This window comes from Methanobrevibacter sp. UBA417 (assembly GCF_002508845.1).
Classification (GTDB): Archaea; Methanobacteriota; Methanobacteria; order Methanobacteriales; family Methanobacteriaceae; genus Methanobrevibacter_A; species Methanobrevibacter_A acididurans.
This window is the reverse complement of sequence record NZ_DAZC01000017.1, coordinates 1-19,248: the sequence shown is the minus strand read 5'-3', so window position 1 is coordinate 19,248 and position 19,248 is coordinate 1. Positions and strand designations below refer to the sequence as shown.

25 protein-coding genes, 1 tRNA gene and 1 pseudogene are annotated in these 19,248 nt (G+C 27.0%); 6 read left to right on the top strand and 21 right to left on the bottom strand.

Features of this window, described 5'->3' with window-relative positions:
- Window positions 1-387 precede the first annotated feature (387 nt).
- Window positions 388-732 carry a DUF2085 domain-containing protein gene (locus tag BP769_RS02645; protein WP_413825723.1) on the top strand — a complete coding sequence of 115 codons (345 nt, stop codon included), beginning with the start codon at window positions 388-390 and terminating at the stop codon, window positions 730-732.
- 86 nt (window positions 733-818) lie between these two features.
- Entirely contained in the window at window positions 819-998 is a 180-nt protein-coding gene (locus BP769_RS02640) for a hypothetical protein (RefSeq protein ID WP_413825726.1), read from the top strand.
- Between the two features lie 111 nt (window positions 999-1,109).
- Here BP769_RS02640 and BP769_RS02635 read toward each other — a convergent pair whose 3' ends face one another.
- From BP769_RS02635 to psmA, 13 genes and pseudogenes are all read right to left on the bottom strand, one after another.
- Window positions 1,110-1,802: a HisA/HisF family protein gene (locus BP769_RS02635; protein ID WP_413825729.1), complete on the bottom strand. Its 693-nt coding sequence runs from the start codon at window positions 1,800-1,802 to the stop codon at window positions 1,110-1,112.
- Window positions 1,803-1,822: 20 nt separating this feature from the next.
- Complete coding sequence (locus BP769_RS02630; RefSeq protein WP_413827187.1) at window positions 1,823-2,218, bottom strand: putative zinc-binding protein; 396 nt, start codon at window positions 2,216-2,218, stop codon at window positions 1,823-1,825.
- A gap of 370 nt (window positions 2,219-2,588) precedes the next feature.
- On the bottom strand, window positions 2,589-2,885 hold the full coding sequence (locus BP769_RS02625; RefSeq protein ID WP_413825734.1) for a DUF3194 domain-containing protein: 297 nt from the start codon (window positions 2,883-2,885) through the stop codon (window positions 2,589-2,591).
- 98 nt (window positions 2,886-2,983) lie between these two features.
- Complete coding sequence (locus BP769_RS02620; RefSeq protein ID WP_413827181.1) at window positions 2,984-3,355, bottom strand: prefoldin subunit beta; 372 nt, start codon at window positions 3,353-3,355, stop codon at window positions 2,984-2,986.
- A 108-nt stretch (window positions 3,356-3,463) separates the two neighbouring features.
- Complete coding sequence (locus tag BP769_RS02615) at window positions 3,464-3,748, bottom strand: KEOPS complex subunit Pcc1 (RefSeq protein WP_413825740.1); 285 nt, start codon at window positions 3,746-3,748, stop codon at window positions 3,464-3,466.
- Window positions 3,749-3,762: 14 nt separating this feature from the next.
- Window positions 3,763-4,272 carry a ribonucleotide-diphosphate reductase subunit beta gene (locus BP769_RS02610; protein ID WP_413825743.1) on the bottom strand — a complete coding sequence of 170 codons (510 nt, stop codon included), beginning with the start codon at window positions 4,270-4,272 and terminating at the stop codon, window positions 3,763-3,765.
- A gap of 174 nt (window positions 4,273-4,446) precedes the next feature.
- Complete coding sequence (locus BP769_RS02605; protein WP_409199082.1) at window positions 4,447-4,578, bottom strand: DNA-directed RNA polymerase subunit P; 132 nt, start codon at window positions 4,576-4,578, stop codon at window positions 4,447-4,449.
- A gap of 1 nt (window position 4,579) precedes the next feature.
- Window positions 4,580-4,846, bottom strand: a complete 267-nt coding sequence (rpl37A, locus tag BP769_RS02600; protein WP_409198873.1) for a 50S ribosomal protein L37Ae — start codon at window positions 4,844-4,846, stop codon at window positions 4,580-4,582.
- Between the two features lie 320 nt (window positions 4,847-5,166).
- On the bottom strand, window positions 5,167-5,958 hold the full coding sequence (rrp42, locus tag BP769_RS02595) for an exosome complex protein Rrp42 (protein WP_413825851.1): 792 nt from the start codon (window positions 5,956-5,958) through the stop codon (window positions 5,167-5,169).
- Window positions 5,958-6,650, bottom strand: a complete 693-nt coding sequence (rrp41, locus tag BP769_RS02590; RefSeq protein WP_413825853.1) for an exosome complex exonuclease Rrp41 — start codon at window positions 6,648-6,650, stop codon at window positions 5,958-5,960. The genes rrp42 and rrp41 overlap by 1 nt, the downstream gene beginning before the upstream one ends.
- Window positions 6,651-7,114: 464 nt before the next feature.
- Window positions 7,115-7,936, bottom strand: a pseudogene (rrp4, locus tag BP769_RS02585) (exosome complex RNA-binding protein Rrp4); the annotation flags it as partial.
- 26 nt (window positions 7,937-7,962) lie between these two features.
- Window positions 7,963-8,667 (bottom strand): ribosome assembly factor SBDS, encoded by a 705-nt coding sequence (locus tag BP769_RS02580; protein ID WP_413825746.1) that lies wholly within the window; start codon window positions 8,665-8,667, stop codon window positions 7,963-7,965.
- A 63-nt stretch (window positions 8,668-8,730) separates the two neighbouring features.
- Window positions 8,731-9,561: an archaeal proteasome endopeptidase complex subunit alpha gene (gene psmA / locus BP769_RS02575; RefSeq protein ID WP_413827179.1), complete on the bottom strand. Its 831-nt coding sequence runs from the start codon at window positions 9,559-9,561 to the stop codon at window positions 8,731-8,733.
- Window positions 9,562-10,011: 450 nt separating this feature from the next.
- Between psmA and BP769_RS02570 the strand changes: the two genes are divergently transcribed.
- Window positions 10,012-10,650, top strand: a complete 639-nt coding sequence (locus BP769_RS02570; RefSeq protein ID WP_409198870.1) for a LemA family protein — start codon at window positions 10,012-10,014, stop codon at window positions 10,648-10,650.
- A gap of 39 nt (window positions 10,651-10,689) precedes the next feature.
- On the opposite strand, the gene BP769_RS02565 is transcribed toward BP769_RS02570, so the two are convergent.
- The 6 genes from BP769_RS02565 to BP769_RS02540 form a co-directional block, all read right to left on the bottom strand.
- A complete protein-coding gene (locus BP769_RS02565; RefSeq protein WP_413827176.1) occupies window positions 10,690-11,919 on the bottom strand; it encodes a hypothetical protein in 1,230 nt (409 codons plus the stop codon).
- A gap of 146 nt (window positions 11,920-12,065) precedes the next feature.
- Entirely contained in the window at window positions 12,066-12,425 is a 360-nt protein-coding gene (locus BP769_RS02560; protein WP_409198868.1) for an Rpp14/Pop5 family protein, read from the bottom strand.
- Window positions 12,422-13,141 (bottom strand): ribonuclease P protein component 3, encoded by a 720-nt coding sequence (gene rnp3, locus BP769_RS02555; RefSeq protein ID WP_413861997.1) that lies wholly within the window; start codon window positions 13,139-13,141, stop codon window positions 12,422-12,424. The genes BP769_RS02560 and rnp3 overlap by 4 nt, the downstream gene beginning before the upstream one ends.
- Window positions 13,142-13,187: 46 nt before the next feature.
- Entirely contained in the window at window positions 13,188-13,607 is a 420-nt protein-coding gene (locus tag BP769_RS02550) for an RNA-binding protein (RefSeq protein ID WP_413861995.1), read from the bottom strand.
- A 154-nt stretch (window positions 13,608-13,761) separates the two neighbouring features.
- Complete coding sequence (locus BP769_RS02545) at window positions 13,762-14,346, bottom strand: 50S ribosomal protein L15e (protein ID WP_413862017.1); 585 nt, start codon at window positions 14,344-14,346, stop codon at window positions 13,762-13,764.
- 327 nt (window positions 14,347-14,673) lie between these two features.
- Window positions 14,674-14,748 (bottom strand) — tRNA-Lys (locus tag BP769_RS02540).
- Between the two features lie 418 nt (window positions 14,749-15,166).
- Here BP769_RS02540 and BP769_RS02535 point away from each other — a divergent pair.
- From BP769_RS02535 to BP769_RS02525, 3 genes are read left to right on the top strand one after another with little or no spacing between them, the layout of a single operon-like run.
- The gene (locus BP769_RS02535) at window positions 15,167-16,759 is read left to right on the top strand and encodes a helicase HerA domain-containing protein (RefSeq protein ID WP_413861993.1); all 1,593 of its coding nucleotides are present in this window, start codon (window positions 15,167-15,169) and stop codon (window positions 16,757-16,759) included.
- A complete protein-coding gene (locus BP769_RS02530) occupies window positions 16,743-17,096 on the top strand; it encodes a hypothetical protein (RefSeq protein ID WP_413862015.1) in 354 nt (117 codons plus the stop codon). The genes BP769_RS02535 and BP769_RS02530 overlap by 17 nt, the downstream gene beginning before the upstream one ends.
- A gap of 4 nt (window positions 17,097-17,100) precedes the next feature.
- Window positions 17,101-18,420: a hypothetical protein gene (locus BP769_RS02525; RefSeq protein ID WP_413861991.1), complete on the top strand. Its 1,320-nt coding sequence runs from the start codon at window positions 17,101-17,103 to the stop codon at window positions 18,418-18,420.
- Window positions 18,421-18,473: 53 nt separating this feature from the next.
- Here BP769_RS02525 and BP769_RS02520 read toward each other — a convergent pair whose 3' ends face one another.
- Both BP769_RS02520 and BP769_RS02515 read right to left on the bottom strand, forming a co-directional pair.
- Window positions 18,474-18,680: a hypothetical protein gene (locus BP769_RS02520; RefSeq protein ID WP_413861989.1), complete on the bottom strand. Its 207-nt coding sequence runs from the start codon at window positions 18,678-18,680 to the stop codon at window positions 18,474-18,476.
- Window positions 18,658-19,128, bottom strand: a complete 471-nt coding sequence (locus tag BP769_RS02515; protein ID WP_413861987.1) for a hypothetical protein — start codon at window positions 19,126-19,128, stop codon at window positions 18,658-18,660. Before BP769_RS02515 ends, BP769_RS02520 begins: the two co-directional genes overlap by 23 nt.
- Window positions 19,129-19,248: the final 120 nt, after the last annotated feature.

The window sequence follows — 19,248 nt, the reverse complement described above, 5'->3', positions numbered from 1 at the left end:
ATAAAATCTTGTAAAAACTCTTAACTTTTTTTTAAAATATTTCATCCAAATAAAGTTATATTAATTCAAATAAGCAAAGGAGTATAATAGATATTATTAAATGGAACTGGAATCATATATTGTTTATATTGAAATAATATGAGAATATATAATAAACATATTACTAAGAATAATAGAGTTTTTAGTAAAAGTTTAAAAAATTGTTTATGAAAAGTTTTATAAAAAAAGATGAATAAAAAAGGTATTAATTAAAAAAAAGTGGAATTTAGAATTAATAAAATTTTTTTTTGGGGTGAAAAAATATGGGTTTTATAATGATTGTATTGGCTGTGATAATTGGAATGATTATTTTCAGTGCATGTTGTTCTGGAGACTAAAAAGAAGAGGGTGAAATTTATTATAAATCCTTTAAATTATATTTGTCATAGGAAACCGGAGAGAAGTTTTCATATTAAAGGCCATCAATTCCCAGTTTGTGCAAGATGCACTGGATTATATCTTGGTATAATTTCATTTTTTATATTTTACTTTATACAAGGTGTGATTCATAATTTATTTTTATTAATATTTTCAGTAGTTTTAGTAATTCCATGTTTGGTTGATGGGTTAACTCAACGTTATGGTAATCGTTTGAGTAATAATACTTTAAGATTATTTACAGGTTTAATAGCAGGTTATGGTTTAATGTTATTTGCTGAAGAAGTTGAATGGATTATTTTAAGCTTAATTTAAATAAAGTGTTTTTATAATTAAATAGTATTATATAGGAAAAATAACATAAATAGAATTAATTGAAATATATTTAAATGTGATTTATAATGGCAACAGGATTTATATTTTTTTCACACATCATTCCAGTAATTTTAGGATTTATGGGAGTACTCTGTATAATAACAGGAGTTATGGATAATCGGAAAATAGCAACTGCAATTGGTATAATATTATTTTTTATAGCTGCAATAAGTCCATTTATTATACTGCCAACAATGTTAGCTTAAAAAAAAAAATTAAATTAATTAATTATTTTTACTTTTTCTTATGATTTAAAAAATTTTTATGACTTTTTACTTATTTTTTTAGCATATATTTACTAATTTTTTTAATTCTTTTTAAAAGGGGTTTATTTTGATTTCACCTTTATGTAAGGCTGTTCCTACTAGTGCTTTTTTAAAACCTAATTCTTCTAATTTTTGAAGGTCTTTTGCTTGAATTCCCCCACCTATTATGATTTGGTCTTTGAAATCTTTAAATTCTTCTAGTAATTCTTTGTTAAATCCTTCTCCAGTTCCTACTCTAGATATATCTAAGAGTATGATTTCACTTGGATCATATTTTTTTAGGATTTCTTGGAATTCTTTTAAGTTCATGTTTAGGTTTTGTGAGAATAATTTACCGTCTTTTACATCTACACTAATAATTATTCTCTCAGATGGGAATGTTTTAAATATTTTATCTAATTCTTCTATACTTTCTAAGGTTTCTGTTGCAATTATTACTTTATATGCAAAATTTAGATAGAATTTGAAGGATTCATAATTTTTTACTCCTGCATCTAATATTACAGGTAATATCATATTGGTGTTTTTGATTTGATCTATATTGTGTCCTTGTTTTTCTATTAGGTCTAAGTCTGCTATATATACTCTTTTTGCATTGTTTATTTTTAGGTTTCCTGCAATATCAAATGGATTGGGGTTAGGTGAGTATATTGTTTGTAATGGTGTGTATGTGTTTCTTTGTCCTGATTTTCCACTAACTGCTATGTGGTTTTTTAAATCTAATACTGGAATTATTTCAATCAATTTTATTATGCCCCTTTTTTTTATTCTTTTTGGTTTTCAAATATTTTTTTTAATTCTTCGTTGAGGCGGGTTTTTATGTATTCTACACATTTTTCTCCTTCTTCGTCTAATCTTGCTGGATCATTTGGAGTATAAGATTGTTTTTCTAATTCTTCCCCTATATTTATAGCTCCTGCTGGTTTTACTCCTCGTTCGTTAAGTATTTTTTCCACACAGTTACCATCGCATCCATTTATTGCAAAGACAGGGTATTCTTTTATTAGGAGGTTGTAATTGATTTGGTCTCCAGATACTAATCCCATGCATAGTTCTATTACATCTTCGTTGTCAATTACATAATCTAATGCGGCTACTCGTGCAACTAATCCGTTAGGACTCATTCCACTACATGAAGCTATTATTATTTTATCTGCCATTTTTTTATATTCCCCTTTTTCTTATTATTTTATTTTATGCGGTTTATTAATTTATAATAGTTTATAAGGTTCTAATGGTTAAAATATTTTTTGAAAAAAAGTTTTTTTATAATGTTTTATTAATTTGGTTTAGGTAATATTTTGTTTTTAAAAAAAGGTATTAAATTTATTAAGGAATTTGTTTTTTTTTGGTTTTAAAAAAAATTAATTAATAAAAAAACAGTTTTTTTATTGTTTTTTTATATGGACCATTTTATATTATCTAAAAACAAGTATATAAAGTTAACTTTAAAATAAATAAATTTAACTTTAAAAAATATTTTTTATATAAAAAACCCTAAAAAAAGAAATAAAAAAAATAAAAAAGAAATCACTCATCCACTTTAAAATGAGCATCAATAAAATTATCTAACTTTTTATAAGCACGATCAACAGCTTCACCAATAGCGTCCTCACTTAAATTAGACAAACTATCAGTATCCAAATCAACATCAGTATCAACATCTAAACGCTTATCAATATCATCAAAAGCAACCTTAACATTAACATCCATACCAATAATCTCTTTAGGATTAGAAATAAAACTTATTTCCTTATTAATCTCATTAGATAAAAAATCAGAAATATTAACTAAATCATTCTCAGACAAATCTTTAAGAACCTTCATAAAAAACACACACACAAAAAAGAATTAATAAACTATAAAAAAATAAGAAAATATTAAAAAAAGTAAAAAAATAAATTCTTTACCTAAAAATAAATCTTTTATTCCACATCAGAAGGTTCACTATTATATTGTAAACCTTTCATAGCTTTTTCAATATTAGCTTGCATTTCTTTAAGCTTTTTCATAACACGATCTTCTTGACGAGACATTGTTTGTTGTCTAAGATTATAAGTTTCAAGTTTATCTTCAAGTTCACTATTAATCTCATCATGATCTACTTTAATAAGTAAATTACCTGCAGTCTTAAAAACATCAGCATCCTTATCAGCTTTTTTTAATTCTTCAAGAGCAGATTCAGTTTCCTTAATTTGAATATCATTAGTATTTTTTTGAGTTGCAATCATTTGAGCTTGTTGTTGTAATTGTTGAAATTGATTTAATTGTTCTTGTACATTTTTTGGAATATCCATAATTATTATCCACCTTTAAAATTTTTCTAAAACATAATATAAATTTTATAATAAATACTATATTTAAATATATTTAATAATCTATTTAAACCTTATCCATAAAAAGTTTTAAACTAATTCATTAATTTCTACGGATAATCTCATCCATTTAATAGCAGAATTAAGACTAGCACGAAAACTAGTAGCATCCTCAGCATCAATACTTAAAATTAAAACATTACCATCTTGAATAATATTCATAGTACTCCTATAATCTGGAGAACTTTCAAATTCAAGTAAAATAGAATCATGAACAATACTTGCCTGATTAAAATCATCAAATTCTATTTCAATATTAGATTTAATACTGTTTAAAAATTTACTAGTACTTTCAAGGATAAAAACAACCCCCACTATTAATTTATTTTCTAATCAACCACAATCTTTTTAACATTAATTCGAAGATCTATTTTATCCCCAAATTTATTATAAAAATCAATAATTGCAATTGGAAGATTATATAATCCCTCTTCATTACCATTATCCGCAGAACGGAAATGAAGATAATTAGAACTTAATTTACTCTTATTATCCACTTCAAAACCAAGCACATCACACAAAGGACTTAAATCTGGAAAATCATTACGAATTTTCAAATCTTTAGGCTTAATATGTAATCGTTCATTACAAGTTTCAGCAGAAATTAATAAAGCTAACTCTTCCTCACCCATTGATGAAATAAAAGTCATTTTACTCGGATTTCCTTTGATTTCATAAATTAACAATAAACCATTTCGTCCAAGTTCTTTACTTTTAACAAGCAAATCTCTAATAGAAGATTTTCCACGATTAGTATAATCATAATCAAAAGCATGGGATAAATTTTTACAAAACTTTCTTGTTTTTTGTGATGGTTTTCTAGATGTTGAAATTAACATAAATAATCATTTAATTCTCCCATAAAAAAAATTTAGGAATTTTCCCTTTTATATTATTTTTAAATTTATAAAAAAATAGTATATATTCAAAGTTTTTATTTAAAAAAAAAGTTTTTTTAGAAAAAAAATATTTAATAATATTTTTTTTAGATAAGTAAAAAAAAGTCTAAAAAATTATCGTGCTTTAACTAGTTTTCTTACTTTAGGAACTTCCTTAAATAAAATTCTATATCGGCACTTAGGACACTTATTTTCCATATATCCATGATGGTCGACTTCAGTTCCACATTCTGGACATCTATACAGTTTAGTCTCCTCCTAATCCTTTGATATTACGAGTTGCAGATTTAACCATAGGGGTTTCAGGAACATAAGCTCCTCCAGTAAAGACTGTACCACATTTAGTACATTTCCAAATTCCTGCACTTACTCTTTTAACATAAGGTCTATCACATCTAGGACAAACATGTTTTTGTTTCATGTTTTCTTCAATGTTCTTAACGGATCTTTTTGCTTTTCTTCCGTATCTTGCTCCGAAACGGCCTGTTATACCAACTTTCTTTGTTCTTGCCATAATAATCACTTAAAAAATTTATTTGAATAAATAAAAAATTATATTAAAATTAATTCCTTTTACCTTTTTAGAAAAAATTCATTAAAAAACCTTAGAATGAAAATTAATTTTCAAATCCTATAATATTTTTTTTAGATTTTTATAAAAAAAAATTATTTTTTTTAATATAATAAAATAGAATTATTTTTTACTTAAATTTCAACAATCTAAATTATTGTTAAAACATATAATATACTAATATAAGATTTAAAAGTATTTAAAGTTAATGGTTAAAAAGCTTAAAAAAATAAAAAAATAGGAATTGAATAAAAACATCCTATTTACAAGTTTCCAAGTAAGCCATCTTTAACTTCAAATGCTGTATGAACTGAATCTAAAATTTCATCACGTGTTAAAGGTTCACTTCCACCTTTTTGCATGGAACAAACACAATTACCTTCTTCACTAATACCCACAGTTAATCTAGCATCTAAAATTCTTTCTTCTTCTAAACTTGGATCTAATACTATTCCATCACCAATCTTAACAAAAGTACTTAAAGATAATTTATCATTAATAGATAAAGAAACCATATTATCATAATCTAATTCTACTTCATCATTAACTAAAGTAGCTTGTGGTATTTTACAATCCATTAAAGCACTCATTACTGCAAGGTTACATGCATCAAAAAGGTTTCCATCATAATCTATTACATGTAAATCCACAAATAGCATCCAAACTTTTTCGCCTTCTTTAATACATAATTTATCTAAATCTATTAATTGACTTTCACGAATTCCACGATCAACAACACGTGCTAATTCAACACTATCAGGACTAGGTGGACCTGCTTCAAAATCTGGTGAAGCCATAGGTAATAATTCACAATTAGTCATTAAAACTCCAACATCAGGAGTATCAGGGAAAGGAGTACCAATACTAGGTTTAATTCCCGCAATTACTTGAGTATCACCTAATTTAACTCTAGCTGAACCTTCAGCTTTACTTATAACACCTGGTTCAACATAAATATTACGGTATTCATCCACAGATCTACCATCAGGTCTTTCACCTTCATTAATTAACTTAGTAATACTATTCTTTGTGATTTCCGGTACAATATCCATAATTATTCCCCATATCTAGCTTTTAAAGCTTTTCTTTGACATTCAGCAATTTGTTGACAACCACCAATAGCTAAATCTAAAGCTTCTTCAAATTCATCTTCAGTTAAATTACCATCCGCTTGTAAGAGTGTAATTTCCTCAGTACGAGGTAATATAACTATAGGAACATCAGCTTGCCCTTCTTTATCTTCAATTTCAGATAAATCAAGAACAACTTTATCATCCATCTTACCAGCAGCACAACCTACAGGAATATCCTTCATAGGAACACCAGCATCAGCAAGAGCAACTGCAGCTGCAGTAATACCCGCACAACGAGTACCACCTTCAGCTTCAATTACTTCAATACTAACCTCAACCATACTATTAGGGAAACTTTCTAAAAGTAAAGCTGGACGTAAAGCATCCTCAGCTATCTTACTAATTTCTATACTACGTCTATCTGGACCTGGTCTCTTACGATCATCCACTGAAAATGGAGCCATATTATATCTAACTCTAATAACACCAGTATCTGGACGTAAAAATCTTCTCATATAAGTGGATCTAGGACCATAAACACTAGCTAAAATCTTATTTCCACCCATTTCAACATAAGCAGACCCATCTGCCCGTTTCAAAACCCCTGCTTCAATTTTTATTGGACGAAGTTCATCAAATTTTCTACCATCGCCCCGTAAAGTATCCTCTGAAATACTAACACCTCATAATTATTAAAAAAATATAATATTTAATCTAATTTTCTCCATTTACTAGATTTCTTACCTTTAGTTTCAGGATTCAAAATACTACTAGAACTTCTCCCATCTGCTTGGGAAATATTACCAAAATGTAATTTAGAATGCTTATCAACTTTATCATTAAACTTTGATTTACCAAAAGTCTTAAACTTCAAACCATTACTATTTTCTTTATTTGAATCAGCTTCTACCTTAGCCCGAACTTCAGATATTAAATCAGATTCAATGCCTGTAATTTCATTATCTTCTTCTAAAACATCTTCTAAATCTTCAATAGAATTATTTTCTTTAACATCCAAATTGGAATTATCTTCTTCATTTATAGAAATTTCATCAATACTATTAGAATTAGATAATCTATCATTACTGAAATCTTCAACATTACTTACTTCTTCAATTACAGAATCTCCAACAAAACCTTCATCATCTTCTAAATCATCTTTAAAGTTTTGAAGAGTAGGTTTAGCTAGAACATCTTCATCATCATCTTCTAAAATTTCATGTTTTGGTGAATTATCAAAAAACTTAACATCATTTTCAGTTTCAACTTCAACTTCCGGTTCAGGTAATTTACCATCAATAACTAAACATAATTTATCCCGAATACGATTAGTTAATCCACTAGTATGAGCTTGTTCATCAATTTGATTAATAATCTCTTTAGTTAATTGTTGCATATGATCTTCACCTTTAACCCAGACTAAACCATTTTGACCAACAATAATTTTACAATGAGTTTTATCCTTAATCATATTAATCATAGAACCTTTTTTACCTATGAGTCTAGGTACTTTAGTAGGTGAAATACTTACTATAATACCTCCATAGAATTTACCCATTCCACGACCTTTTAAACCAAGCTTAGCTTTTTTAACTTCATCAACATCAATGATTCTAAAAAAGAGAGTATCTCCAACATCATAAACACTTTTCAATTCTCTTTTATCTCTCCCAAACACTTCAGAACCAGATAAAATACCAGAATAAGGTGAGTTAATATCAACATCCCACATTGAGAATCTTACTTCTTGAATCTTACCAATAACAACATCCCCTCGTTTAGGAATGTATTTACTTTTAAGAGGAGTTACACTAATCTTCTTATTACGAAGGGAAACTAATCCCATAAGTTTTGAACAAACAGAACCATTTTCCTGGAAGGTTCCTCTTCCTGAATAAAAGTCACCTTCAGCTAAGACTTCACCCGGAATCACTAAATCTTTTTCATCTACATATAACATAATCCTTATATCTCCAAAAAAATTCTTTATTTAATTAATTTAGTTTCAGCTTCCCCTCTAGATATAGAGGCCATCTTATGATTAAAAGCATCTTGTAAACCACCAGGAATCTCAACTATACCAATCCAAGACCCATCTTGTTGCCATTCTTCATTTAAAATTTTGCCCAAACTATTAATTTCTTTATAAGCATGTCCGGTTGCATCTCCTGGAAGACGAACAGCCATTTTAACCTTTTCAAAACGTATAGGTATTTTAACTTTAATAGCTTTAAGTGCAGTTTTAACTTGCTGATCTACACTTGTAAATGGATCAATTTTTACTTTACATTCATCCATAGCATTTTCAATACGTTGTGCTGGATGAGGATAACCTGTTTGTGGATTAATTGATTCACGTGCAATAGTATTAATCACCATTCTACGTTTATCTTCTTGCATATGGCGTCTTTGTTCAGCGGTTAATTGAACTTGTCCTTTATCAAGTATTTGTTTTGCAACTTCTAAAGGCTCAACTGTATCAAAAACTTTTTCCATAGCTTCTTCAGAAGCTTTATCTCCTTTTTTAGAATCTTTAAATATTTCTTCAACTGCTAATATATCTTCAATTGGTATTTCTTCTGTATGGTCGGGGTTTCTAAAATCAGCAGCTAAATCAGCATCAACTAAAATCTCAAATTTTTCCCCATAAGATTCTAACCTTGCAATAATTGCATCATCTACATTAACCATAACATCATACCCTCCCTTTTAAAAAAAAGAAGATTAAAAAAAACAATATTTATTTTAATCTTCTTATTCTACTTTATCTTCAGATTCTTCAGCATCAGCATCTTTTTTATCTTCAGATTCTTCAGCATCAGCATCTTCTTCGTCTTCATCTTCTTCTGGAGCGTTACGTTCTAAAAGAGTTTCAACATATTTTGTTACTTCATCATGATCTAATTTTCTATAAGTTTTTGTTTCAGCTTCAATAACAGCAATTTCAACTGATTTATCTGTAACTTTACCACTAGTTGCAACATAAACAGCATCTAATGCTAAATCTATAGCTTCATCAAGACTTAAATCTTCCTTATAGTTTTCTTCAAAATAATCCATAGCATCGCTACGACCAGAACCTATAGCAGTAGCTTTATATTCAATTAATGCTCCACTAGGATCAGTTTCAAACAATCGGCATCCTTTCTTATTAACTCCACCAATAATTAAAGCAGAACCAAAAGGTCTAACACCACCATTTTGAGTGTATAATTGTTTTAAATCACAAATCTTTTTAGCTAAAGCTTCAACACGAATAGGTTCATTATAACTAATTTTATTAATTTGAGCTTCTACACGAGCACGATCAATTAAAGCACGAGCATCAGCCACAAGACCACTAGTAGCAGCTCCAATATGATCATCAATTTGGAAAATCTTCTCAATAGATTTAGTTTCGACTAATCTACTAGTTGTTCTTTTATCCACGACAAGAACCACACCATCCTTAGATTTAACACCTAAACTGGTAGTTCCACGTTTAACAGCTTCTCTTGCATATTCTACTTGGAAAAGTCTTCCATCTGGACTGAATACGGTTATAGCTCTATCATATCCAGCATTTTGTTGTTGTAAAGGTTGCATATTATTCAATACCTCACTAAATATTTTTTTTTAAATCAAATCAATTCTTATAAATACAAAAATACATTTTTCATATAATAGAGGAATAAAAAAAAGTTTATTAAATCATATAAGAAAATGAAAAAAATACTCAATATTAATTCCACAATAAAGACAAAGCCTAATTCTACAAAAAAACTAAATCCTTACCACATTTTTTTCTACTTATAATTTTATTATTAAAATATAAGCAATTCTTAAAAATAAACCAAATATCCTTTACTTGGTAAAAGTTTTTTTTAATCCTACTAATTCTTGTTCTTATTTATTTATACTTAAATTAGTTAATAAACTTTATTATAAAAAAAACTCTTAAAAATAGAAAAAATTTATTTAATAGATTTTATAGAAAACTAATTATTTAAATTGAATTATATATTTAAAAAACAACAAAAAAAGGGGGATTTAAAAATGAACGATATTAGTAGAAGTCTATTATATGGTTTTATAAGTCTAATAATATTCTTAATCTTTACAAGTAATTTAGGTTATCCGAACAATTGGATTTGCTCTTTAATTGGTGCTTTCATAGTAATAATAGCTTATTTACTATTTAAAGGATACAATGAACTAATTAATGGGAGAAATAGTGTTGATAATAGTTGGGCTCAAATTGACGTCCAATTAAACCGAAGAATGGATTTAATCCCTAATCTTGTAGAAACCGTTAAAGGATATGCAAGTCATGAAAAAGAAACCTTAAATGAAGTAACTGAAGCTAGATCTGGTTTGAAAAATGCGGATACTGTTAAAAGTGCATTAAATGCTAATAATAAGTTAACTGAAACTCTTAATAATTTATTTATGGTTGCTGAAAATTATCCTGATTTAAAAGCTAATACAAATTTTCAAGACTTACAAAACCAATTAAACCAAATTGAAGGACAAATTGCAAATTATAGGGAAAATTTTAATAATAAAGTATTAAACTACAATAACCTATGCCAACAAATACCAACAAATATAGTAGCACTCCTATTCAACTTTAAACCAATAAATTATTTCCAAATAAGTGATGAAGATAGAATAACACCAAAAATTAAATTCTAAAAACATCACCCACAATATTCCCCCCACTTTTTTTTAAATTTATTCTAATTCATAACCCAATTTTTCACCTAAAGCTTTATAAAAATCATGACCCCTGAATCTGTTTTTATTAATATTAGTAATTTTTGTTAAAATTAAAGGCAAAAATGGAGCTAAAGGATCCCCAACAACAATATCATCAATTTTTAACCATTCCACATCACGATAATGATTAAAATCTTCACTAAATTTATAATCAGAAACAATCCGCCCTAAACCTAAAAGTTTATCTCCTCCAATTCTAATAAAAACATAATCACCAATACTCATTTGTTTTAAAAAATCACACAAAGCTTTTGAATTATTAATCTGATTTAAAGAACCAGGATAATTCTCATCTAATTCATACCTAATTTCATGAATATTCTCAAAATTATTTAAATTACCTAATTTAGAAAAACCTATACTTATAAAATTATTTAACTTAAATTCACTCCATAAATCTAGATTATCCTCAGGTGATAAAAGCCAAACATTAAAATCCTTACCCTTAGATTTATTTAAAGGTAAAATGTTTTCACTAATCATTTGATTAAAAACCATATTAAAACTATAAAGATTTAAATCAGCCCCATGAATAATTGAAAACACTTGCCCATCACATCCATAAAAATTAGAAGAGGGTAAAATATTTAAATTATTTAAAATATAAGATCTCCAAGTTAATGAATGGAAATTTATGAATTTTTTTGGAAAAATTAAATGATAATACTTATGAACCCAAGAAGATGTTGGTGAAACTTTTGAATCATTAAAAATATTTACTAAAGCCTTTTCAAGATTTATATAATCCTCTGAAGAAATAAGAGTAGTTGATTGAATTAAATCCGCACCTTTTATAAGAGCATCCCTAATTAGTTTAGCTTTAATAATAGCATCATCTGTAGATAATTTTTCTAAATGTTTACTTGTTGCACCCCAAACCCATTGATTATTCTTTTTAAACAAACGATATTTATATGGACTACTTAAACCAAGTGCACCTGTAAAATTAGTTTCAAAATTTTCTAAAATATAAGCTAAATTATCCTTATCAAAATCATGTAAAAATAGATAATCTAAAATTTCATCATCCCTCAAATTTTTTAATATATAAGGTGAAAATTTATTTTGAAAATCATTATATACTTCCTTAATCTTTAAAGGACAAATATACTTTAAATTATTTTCATTAATATAATCTTTAATAAAACATGTAGCATAATTATATTGATTAATATTAGTTAACATTGAATAAAAATCTCCTTATCCTATTTTTTCTATTAAAATAATAAATTTTTATAATAATTAATTAAATGTATTATAATTTATTATTTAATAAAATATTGATAAAATGAAAATTAGAAAATTTTAAAAAAAGATATGAAAATAATTGTTTAAATATATTTATCTACAGCTGATTTAATAGTTCCAGATAAACCAATAGTTGTAATGTTAATTTTTTTATTATTATAACGAGTTGATAATGCTAATGCTGCACGAACTTCCTCTTCATATCCTCGTTGACATTTGAGAACAGCACGATAATGGTAAAAATCATCAGATTCATCATCATAAAATAATTTCATTAACCATAAATCAAAATTACTAGTTTCTTGTTCTCCCCAAAATCTTATGCATGAATCCCATATAGCTAAAACAAAATCATCCTTATTGTGTTTAACTTCAGATTTAATATCTAAAGTTAAATATCTTTTATTTTTACGAAGAGTTGGAGGTAAAACTTTTAGTTTCATAAGTCATCATCTACTATGCATACGCCCTCAATAACCATATTTTCCCTATTATTGTTAAAATCGATAATATTAGAAGGTACCGTAGATATTGCATTATTTATTTCTTCATTAGTAAATCCTATAGAATTGAAAATTGATAAAAAATCCTTAACTGATTTAGTATCATAAAAATTAGTAGCGCCACTTGTTAAAATTAATGGAAACTTATATTTACGTTGAAATAATAAGATTTCTTTAAAATATGAAATTACTTTTGCACGATATGATAAATGATTAGTTAAAATATCTTTAAGTGATAATTCCACACATACATTATTATCTCGTGCAAGTTTAGCTAGAACATGATTCATACCAGAATCTCGACGATGATAATAAGGTCTTGATAAAGTATCTATTTGACGATTTTCAAGGGCTGCACGGTTTATTTTTAAATTTCCACCTAAACATGAAATGTATTTGATTTTACTACGATTTTTACGTGTAAGTTTACGTAATTCTTCAGGATTATTTGTATTGATTTCTAAACCATAATCAAAATTTATACCTAATTTTTTCTCTTCATCTCTTAAAATGTTTTCATTATTAAGTGCATTTGTATACTCTTCTTGTGAATACATTATTTTCACATAATCCCAATTTAGATTATGAGATTCATTTAAGAGTTTTAGGTCATTTTGATAATTAGATCCTTTTAAGTTAAAATCATAATATTTCATTATTTAAGGCCGTCTCCTTTTTATTAATTATTAATATTGTTAATATTTATGGTAAGATTTCTGATAAATTTTTCATTGCAATTTCTTTTTTTGCAGGATATGCTTCTATTTTTATTTTTAAATGTATTGCATCTCCTTTATCAATAATGGTCCAAATATCATCTATTGCATCTGTTTTATCTAATCTTAAAAATAGGTTACCACTATGATCCATTTTAGAATTTAAATCTTTGTTAAGTTTGATTAATTGTTCTTGATCTGTTTCAAGTAAATTTTTAAGAAAATCTTTACAATCTCTTTTTTTATCTATTCTACCAGTTAATATTTGCATAGGTTCACCAAGTAAACCTTCAGCCATTTCTACTTCATATTCTGCAGTAGGTAAAATATTAAGTAATGCTAAAATAAGTTCTTCAGAATCTTCATTTTCATATATGAATAATCTGAAGCGAATATTATGTATCATAATTTTTAATAATCCTATTAGAAAAAATCTTTTATGATTTTTTTCTATTAATTTTTTTGTTATATAAGAAATAGTTTTTATTTAATTATATTTTATTTATTTTTTAGAAAAAAAGTAAAAATTAAAAGAAATGTAAAAAAAGGAAATTAAAACTTTAGAATTTACTAGAGTTTTTGAATTTTCCGTATTTGTTTTTACCTACTTTCTTTCTTCCTTTACCTTTTTTGCTAATACCTCTACCTTTAGTACCTGCACTAGTTAATCCTCTAAGTGCTCGGTTTTTGTGTTGAGATTCGCAAATCCAGTTAATTTTAGAATCATTTTTGATTGAAGGACTTTGTGGGTCAACAAGGATAACTTCATAGTATTTGAATTTACCATCAGACCATACCCAGTAACTGTTTAAAACTTCAAGGTTCGGATATTTTTTACTTACACGTTCTTCAGCTATTCTTTGAATACTTTTAGCTGTTGTGATTTTGTTTACACCCATTCGTTTTGGTTTACGACCACTGGTGAAACGAGTTTTTCGACGTGTTCCTCTTCTTACTCGAGTACGTACCATTACATATCCTTTTTTAGCTTTGTATCCTAAGGATCGTGCTCTGTCTATACGAGTAGGTCTTTCTATTCTAGTTATGACATTTTCTCTTCTCCAAACAGGAGCTCTTTGCCACATAAGTTCTCTTACGTAAGATTCAGATGGATTTCTCCATGCTTCTTTAATATATTTATACATCATTTTAAGTTACACCTTTAATTTAGTTCAGCCTTTTTAATGATTATAAAATAATTTCTTAAATTATTTTATTTTTAAAATGGGCCACATCCACGGGATATATAATAAAAATAAGATTTTATTTTAGTCCCTAAAAAAGTATCGTTTAGTATATTGTTGATAATTTTTTTGTAAATATTAAAAAAGTATTAATAGTTATATTAAAAATTAGTTACTATTACAACGATAATAAGATTTTTGTTTTAATCATTTATAAGGGTTTCTATTAATCTTATATAATTTACAATTCCAATTATGTAAAAAATTTTAAAGTTAAAAAAAGTTATACGGGCCTGACGGGAATTGAACCCGCGACAACAAGGTTAAGAGCCAAGCGCTCTGGCCAGACTGAGCTACAGGCCCATATTCTCAATCTTTAAAATAATTTTATTAATTCATATTAAAAATTAAAATATGTTTATTTTAGTATATAAATATTACTTAATAAATTGAATAATACTTTTCAAATGCTCTAGCACAAGACCTAATATATATACCTTACTTAATTATCTTTATAAATTCACTCATAAAAAAAATTTAAAGTTAAAAAAAATATCTTAACTTTAATCATTCACCTTAAAAAAAATAATTTAAGGGATTGAAATCCAAAAAATGGATTAAAAAAATATTAAATAAATTCTTCAAAAAGCATTAGCAAAAAAAATTAAAATTTTTGAAGAATTTATAAATTAAACCTCCCAAGAAGAGTACAAAAAAGAAGCACCATTAAAAAAAATAGATGAATCATATTACAAGAAAATTATAGGGAGTGCTTGTAAAGATGAAAGAAAAATTTGAACTAAATAAAAACGATATATTTGCATTAGGCAAAGAAGAAATGGTAGGAAAACCATTTTACTTAGATTACTCGAAAGCATGCATACTTATTGGAGACGAAAGTAAAGCAAAAGTACATGGAATACCAAAAGGTACATTCCTACTTGCATACTACGACAATGATAATGGGGAAAACCCTGAAGCAATACTCTTAAGAGCAATGGGACAAGTCCACCTACCAAACCAAGAAGAAATATTCAGCACACTCATAGAATATTATAAAGAACCAAACACCAGTGAAAAAGAAAAAATGGACCCACTAACCAGATACGCATTCAGTTTCAGCGGTCTAGAATGTAATGTCCTCGGATCATTTCACAAAACTGAAAATGGAGACGTTTACTTCGGATCAGATATTGACAATTTTTACAGCCCAAGTAATTACACCATATACAAACCAAAAGATAAAGCATTAGAAGCAATAGTAAACTTAGGAGTATGTGAAAAATCAGAAAAACGTCACCCAGTTAGTATAGGTAAAGTAAAGTACAGTAGCAGTTGTGGATTCAAACATAATAAAGTTAATGTATACGTATCTAGTGAAGACTTCATCGGAAAAAGAACAGCAATATTTGGAATGACAAGAACTGGAAAATCCAACACATTAAAAAAGATAATACAATTAACAGACAAATTAAACACTCCAAAAAATCCGATAGGACAAATAGTTTTCGATATAAATGGAGAATATGCTAACAGCAACCAACAAGACGAAGGAACAGCAATATATGAAATATTAAATCCTGAAAAAGTAGTAAGATACAGTGTTTTAGACAAACCTAATTTCAAAACATTAAGAGCAAACTTCTATCATGATATCAACGAAGGATTCAACATTATAAAAACAAAACTAGGACAAACAAGCAGATCAGGATACATGGAAGATTTTGTAAGTATAGAATTACATCCTCCTAAAAAACCAAAAGGGGAAATAAGCCAAGAAGAAAAAGACTCATACTTTAGTAAAATGAGAAGATATAAAAGAAAAGAAGCAGCATACCAATGTTGTTTGTATAAAGCAGGATTTGAATTACCAAAAGACAAATATGGAAATCCTGAGAAAATAAGATTCACAGTGAGTTCACATATTTCCAATGATCCAAACGTAGGAATAGATCCAACAGAAGGAATAAGCTACGAAGATGCAATAGAATTCTTCACATCAATCTGGCAACACCACGATGAAATACCTTACTTAAGAGATTATCCCCTAAAACATGAAAATAGAACTTGGATCGATAAAGATTTAGAAAACCTATTAATCATGCTAACAAGATGTAAAAAAAATAGTACAAACGAAAATTTAAGAGGATACAAAAATTTAGAAGTATTAAACAATCATCACACCACCACTACAGATAATTATAAAAAAGAAATAATAAATTTTTTAAGAGAAGGAAAAATCATAATTGTAGACCTATCACAAGGCGAAAGAGAAATACAAAACGATTACAGTAAAAGAATATGTGAACACATCTTCAAAAATAGTATAAAAAATTTCATAAAAAACAAGGAATACAATACAATTTTACTTTGAAGAAGCACATAACTTATTCCCAAAACATGATGATTCAGATTTAAACCAAATATATAATAGAATAGCTAAAGAAGGAGCTAAATTAAACTTAGGATTAGTTTACGCAACACAAGAAGTAAGCAGTATAAGTAGTAATATACTAAAAAATACTCAAAATTGGTTTATCTCACACTTAAATAATACTGATGAATTAAATGAACTACGAAAATTTTATGACTTCGAAGACTTCTTAGACACATTAAGAAGATTCGCCCCACAAGATAAAGGATTCGTAAGAATGAAAACATACAGCAATCCATTTGTAGTACCAGTACAAATTGATAAATTTGGAGGATGAAAAAATGAGTTATTCCGAAGGATTAAAACCAGCAGAATTCGCAAGCCAATCATCACAAACACCATTAATTTTAGATGAAGATATAAAAGAATTATTAAAAGATTGTTACTATCCAAAACATGCAACAGAAGAATTAATAGGTAACATGAACACTTACACTGCCAAAACGATTAAAAAAAATCCTATAAGAAAAGTATTAGCATTTGATGGAGGATATAATGAAGTAATGATAGGTAAAGAATTCCCATCAAGTACTGTAGCATTCTACAGATATGGTGTGAACTATTTCCAATTAAATGACTTATTTAAATTAGAAGATAAAGAGTTTATAGGAAAATTAGATATTGGAAAATTACATAATATTGATGCATATAATTTCAGTATCCCTACAAAAAATATTAAAAGTAAAACACAAAAAAATCTTAAAAACAGTATCAGATACTTTTTATATAATCATTTCAAAAAAACTAAAATCCAAAAAACATTAATGGAAACATTATCTTGGTTTATATATAGAGAATATCGTAAACCTGAAAAAATGACATACCTTTTAAGTTCTTGTCCAGAATGTGGTAAACCTGTAATACTCTATAAACACAATATGAAAAATTACACATTCAACTGCCCACATTGTCATGAAAAAATCTATTTAACTGATGTTTTCAGATTACACGAATTAATAAGTGAAAATTTAGCAAAAGGAATAAGTAGTTATTTAATGAATACTTTAGAACAATTCCTTATAATTCATTACATTCACATACTTATGGATGTTGCTCCAAGTTTACTTAAAGAATCATTATTTATTAAAGATGGACCTTTAGCATTTTTTGGTGTTACAAGTAATATGAGCAAACCAATGAGAGAACTCATAACTTACTTAGAACATACTTATGATTTGTTTTTAGTAGGTGTGGAAAAAAGTGGAGAATTTGTGGACCATGCACATGAAATAAGTCAATTATTCGAACCTGGAACCTATATCATACCAGATAATGAATATATCTATAAATACATAATATTTGGTGAAGAAAACATTAACCAACCTTATGGTAGTACTACATATTATAGTAATAAAATTATTTATAAATCAACTAAAAATAAGGTTTTTGTATTAGATATACCTTCAAGTCATCGTTTAAGCAAACCTTGTAAAAATGATTTTAAAAATATTGATATAATTTTAAACAATTTAGATAAATTGAAAAATGATCGTTTTGATAATGCTTTATTACCTATTAGTTTAATTAATCAAAATGTAAGTATTTCTCAATCTGTTAGTGGAAATATTCTTAAACATCATGCAGAAACAAGTTTATCTTAATAAAAAAAAAATAAGAAAAGTAAAAAAAGGTTAGATAAAAAAATAATTTTTAATTAAAGATTATCATACCTATAATTGTGATAAACATCACTATGATCACCATCCCCACTAACTCTTCCATTTGGATCAATATATGCTTTAGATTCATCAGTATGTTGAATTTGTGACATGTCCCCTGAATCACGAGCTTTTTGACAACTATCACAACATATTCTACCCCATTTTCCCGGAACTACCTTACCACAATATACACACTCCAAAAGTTTCAGGCCCATTTGAACTACTTGAAATAGAACTATCACTGTTACTGGATTTTGTTCCTTGTGAAATTAAACTAGTAACAATCAAATCTTGTGAAAGAGTGGAACTTTTATATCCATCAACACCATTAAAATTTGATAGTATAGAATAATTTCCTGAAGGTAAATTTATAGGTAAAAATACTACTCCATTATTATCTGTTGTAAGATTGTATTCTTTAAATTGATTATTAGAATTATTTATAGTTAAACTAACATTTTTATTTGTTAATTTATTGCCCTCATTATCAGATAATGTTACTGTGAAATTTTCTCCTTGATTAATAGTAGTGGCAGAATCCACAAGATTGGTTTCAACTCCAGAAGATAAAGCCCATATAGATGCACAAGAAATTACTACAATTGCTACTACACATACACATAACAAAATTAGTTTATTAAATTCCATGAAAAAATCACTCCCTCTAAATATAATTTAAAAACAATTTACTCTTTTTTTTAAAAAAAGAGGATGACTCATAATTATTTTGTTTTTTATTTTTTTGCTTGCTTATTTTTTAGTTAATTT

What these genes read in the sequence shown, in the direction of transcription:
- BP769_RS02640 (WP_413825726.1), top strand. Translation starts at nt 819, where the DNA reads ATGGCAACAGGATTTATATTTTTTTCACACATCATTCCAGTAATTTTA.
- BP769_RS02630 (WP_413827187.1), bottom strand. Translation starts at nt 2,218, where the DNA reads ATGGCAGATAAAATAATAATAGCTTCATGTAGTGGAATGAGTCCTAAC.
- BP769_RS02625 (WP_413825734.1), bottom strand. Translation starts at nt 2,885, where the DNA reads ATGAAGGTTCTTAAAGATTTGTCTGAGAATGATTTAGTTAATATTTCT.
- BP769_RS02620 (WP_413827181.1), bottom strand. Translation starts at nt 3,355, where the DNA reads ATGGATATTCCAAAAAATGTACAAGAACAATTAAATCAATTTCAACAA.
- BP769_RS02610 (WP_413825743.1), bottom strand. Translation starts at nt 4,272, where the DNA reads ATGTTAATTTCAACATCTAGAAAACCATCACAAAAAACAAGAAAGTTT.
- rpl37A (WP_409198873.1), bottom strand. Translation starts at nt 4,846, where the DNA reads ATGGCAAGAACAAAGAAAGTTGGTATAACAGGCCGTTTCGGAGCAAGA.
- BP769_RS02580 (WP_413825746.1), bottom strand. Translation starts at nt 8,667, where the DNA reads ATGGTTAATGTAGATGATGCAATTATTGCAAGGTTAGAATCTTATGGG.
- psmA (WP_413827179.1), bottom strand. Translation starts at nt 9,561, where the DNA reads ATGCAACCTTTACAACAACAAAATGCTGGATATGATAGAGCTATAACC.
- BP769_RS02570 (WP_409198870.1), top strand. Translation starts at nt 10,012, where the DNA reads ATGAACGATATTAGTAGAAGTCTATTATATGGTTTTATAAGTCTAATA.
- BP769_RS02565 (WP_413827176.1), bottom strand. Translation starts at nt 11,919, where the DNA reads ATGTTAACTAATATTAATCAATATAATTATGCTACATGTTTTATTAAA.
- BP769_RS02560 (WP_409198868.1), bottom strand. Translation starts at nt 12,425, where the DNA reads ATGAAACTAAAAGTTTTACCTCCAACTCTTCGTAAAAATAAAAGATAT.
- rnp3 (WP_413861997.1), bottom strand. Translation starts at nt 13,141, where the DNA reads ATGAAATATTATGATTTTAACTTAAAAGGATCTAATTATCAAAATGAC.
- BP769_RS02550 (WP_413861995.1), bottom strand. Translation starts at nt 13,607, where the DNA reads ATGATACATAATATTCGCTTCAGATTATTCATATATGAAAATGAAGAT.
- BP769_RS02545 (WP_413862017.1), bottom strand. Translation starts at nt 14,346, where the DNA reads ATGTATAAATATATTAAAGAAGCATGGAGAAATCCATCTGAATCTTAC.
- BP769_RS02535 (WP_413861993.1), top strand. Translation starts at nt 15,167, where the DNA reads ATGAAAGAAAAATTTGAACTAAATAAAAACGATATATTTGCATTAGGC.
- BP769_RS02525 (WP_413861991.1), top strand. Translation starts at nt 17,101, where the DNA reads ATGAGTTATTCCGAAGGATTAAAACCAGCAGAATTCGCAAGCCAATCA.
- BP769_RS02515 (WP_413861987.1), bottom strand. Translation starts at nt 19,128, where the DNA reads ATGGAATTTAATAAACTAATTTTGTTATGTGTATGTGTAGTAGCAATT.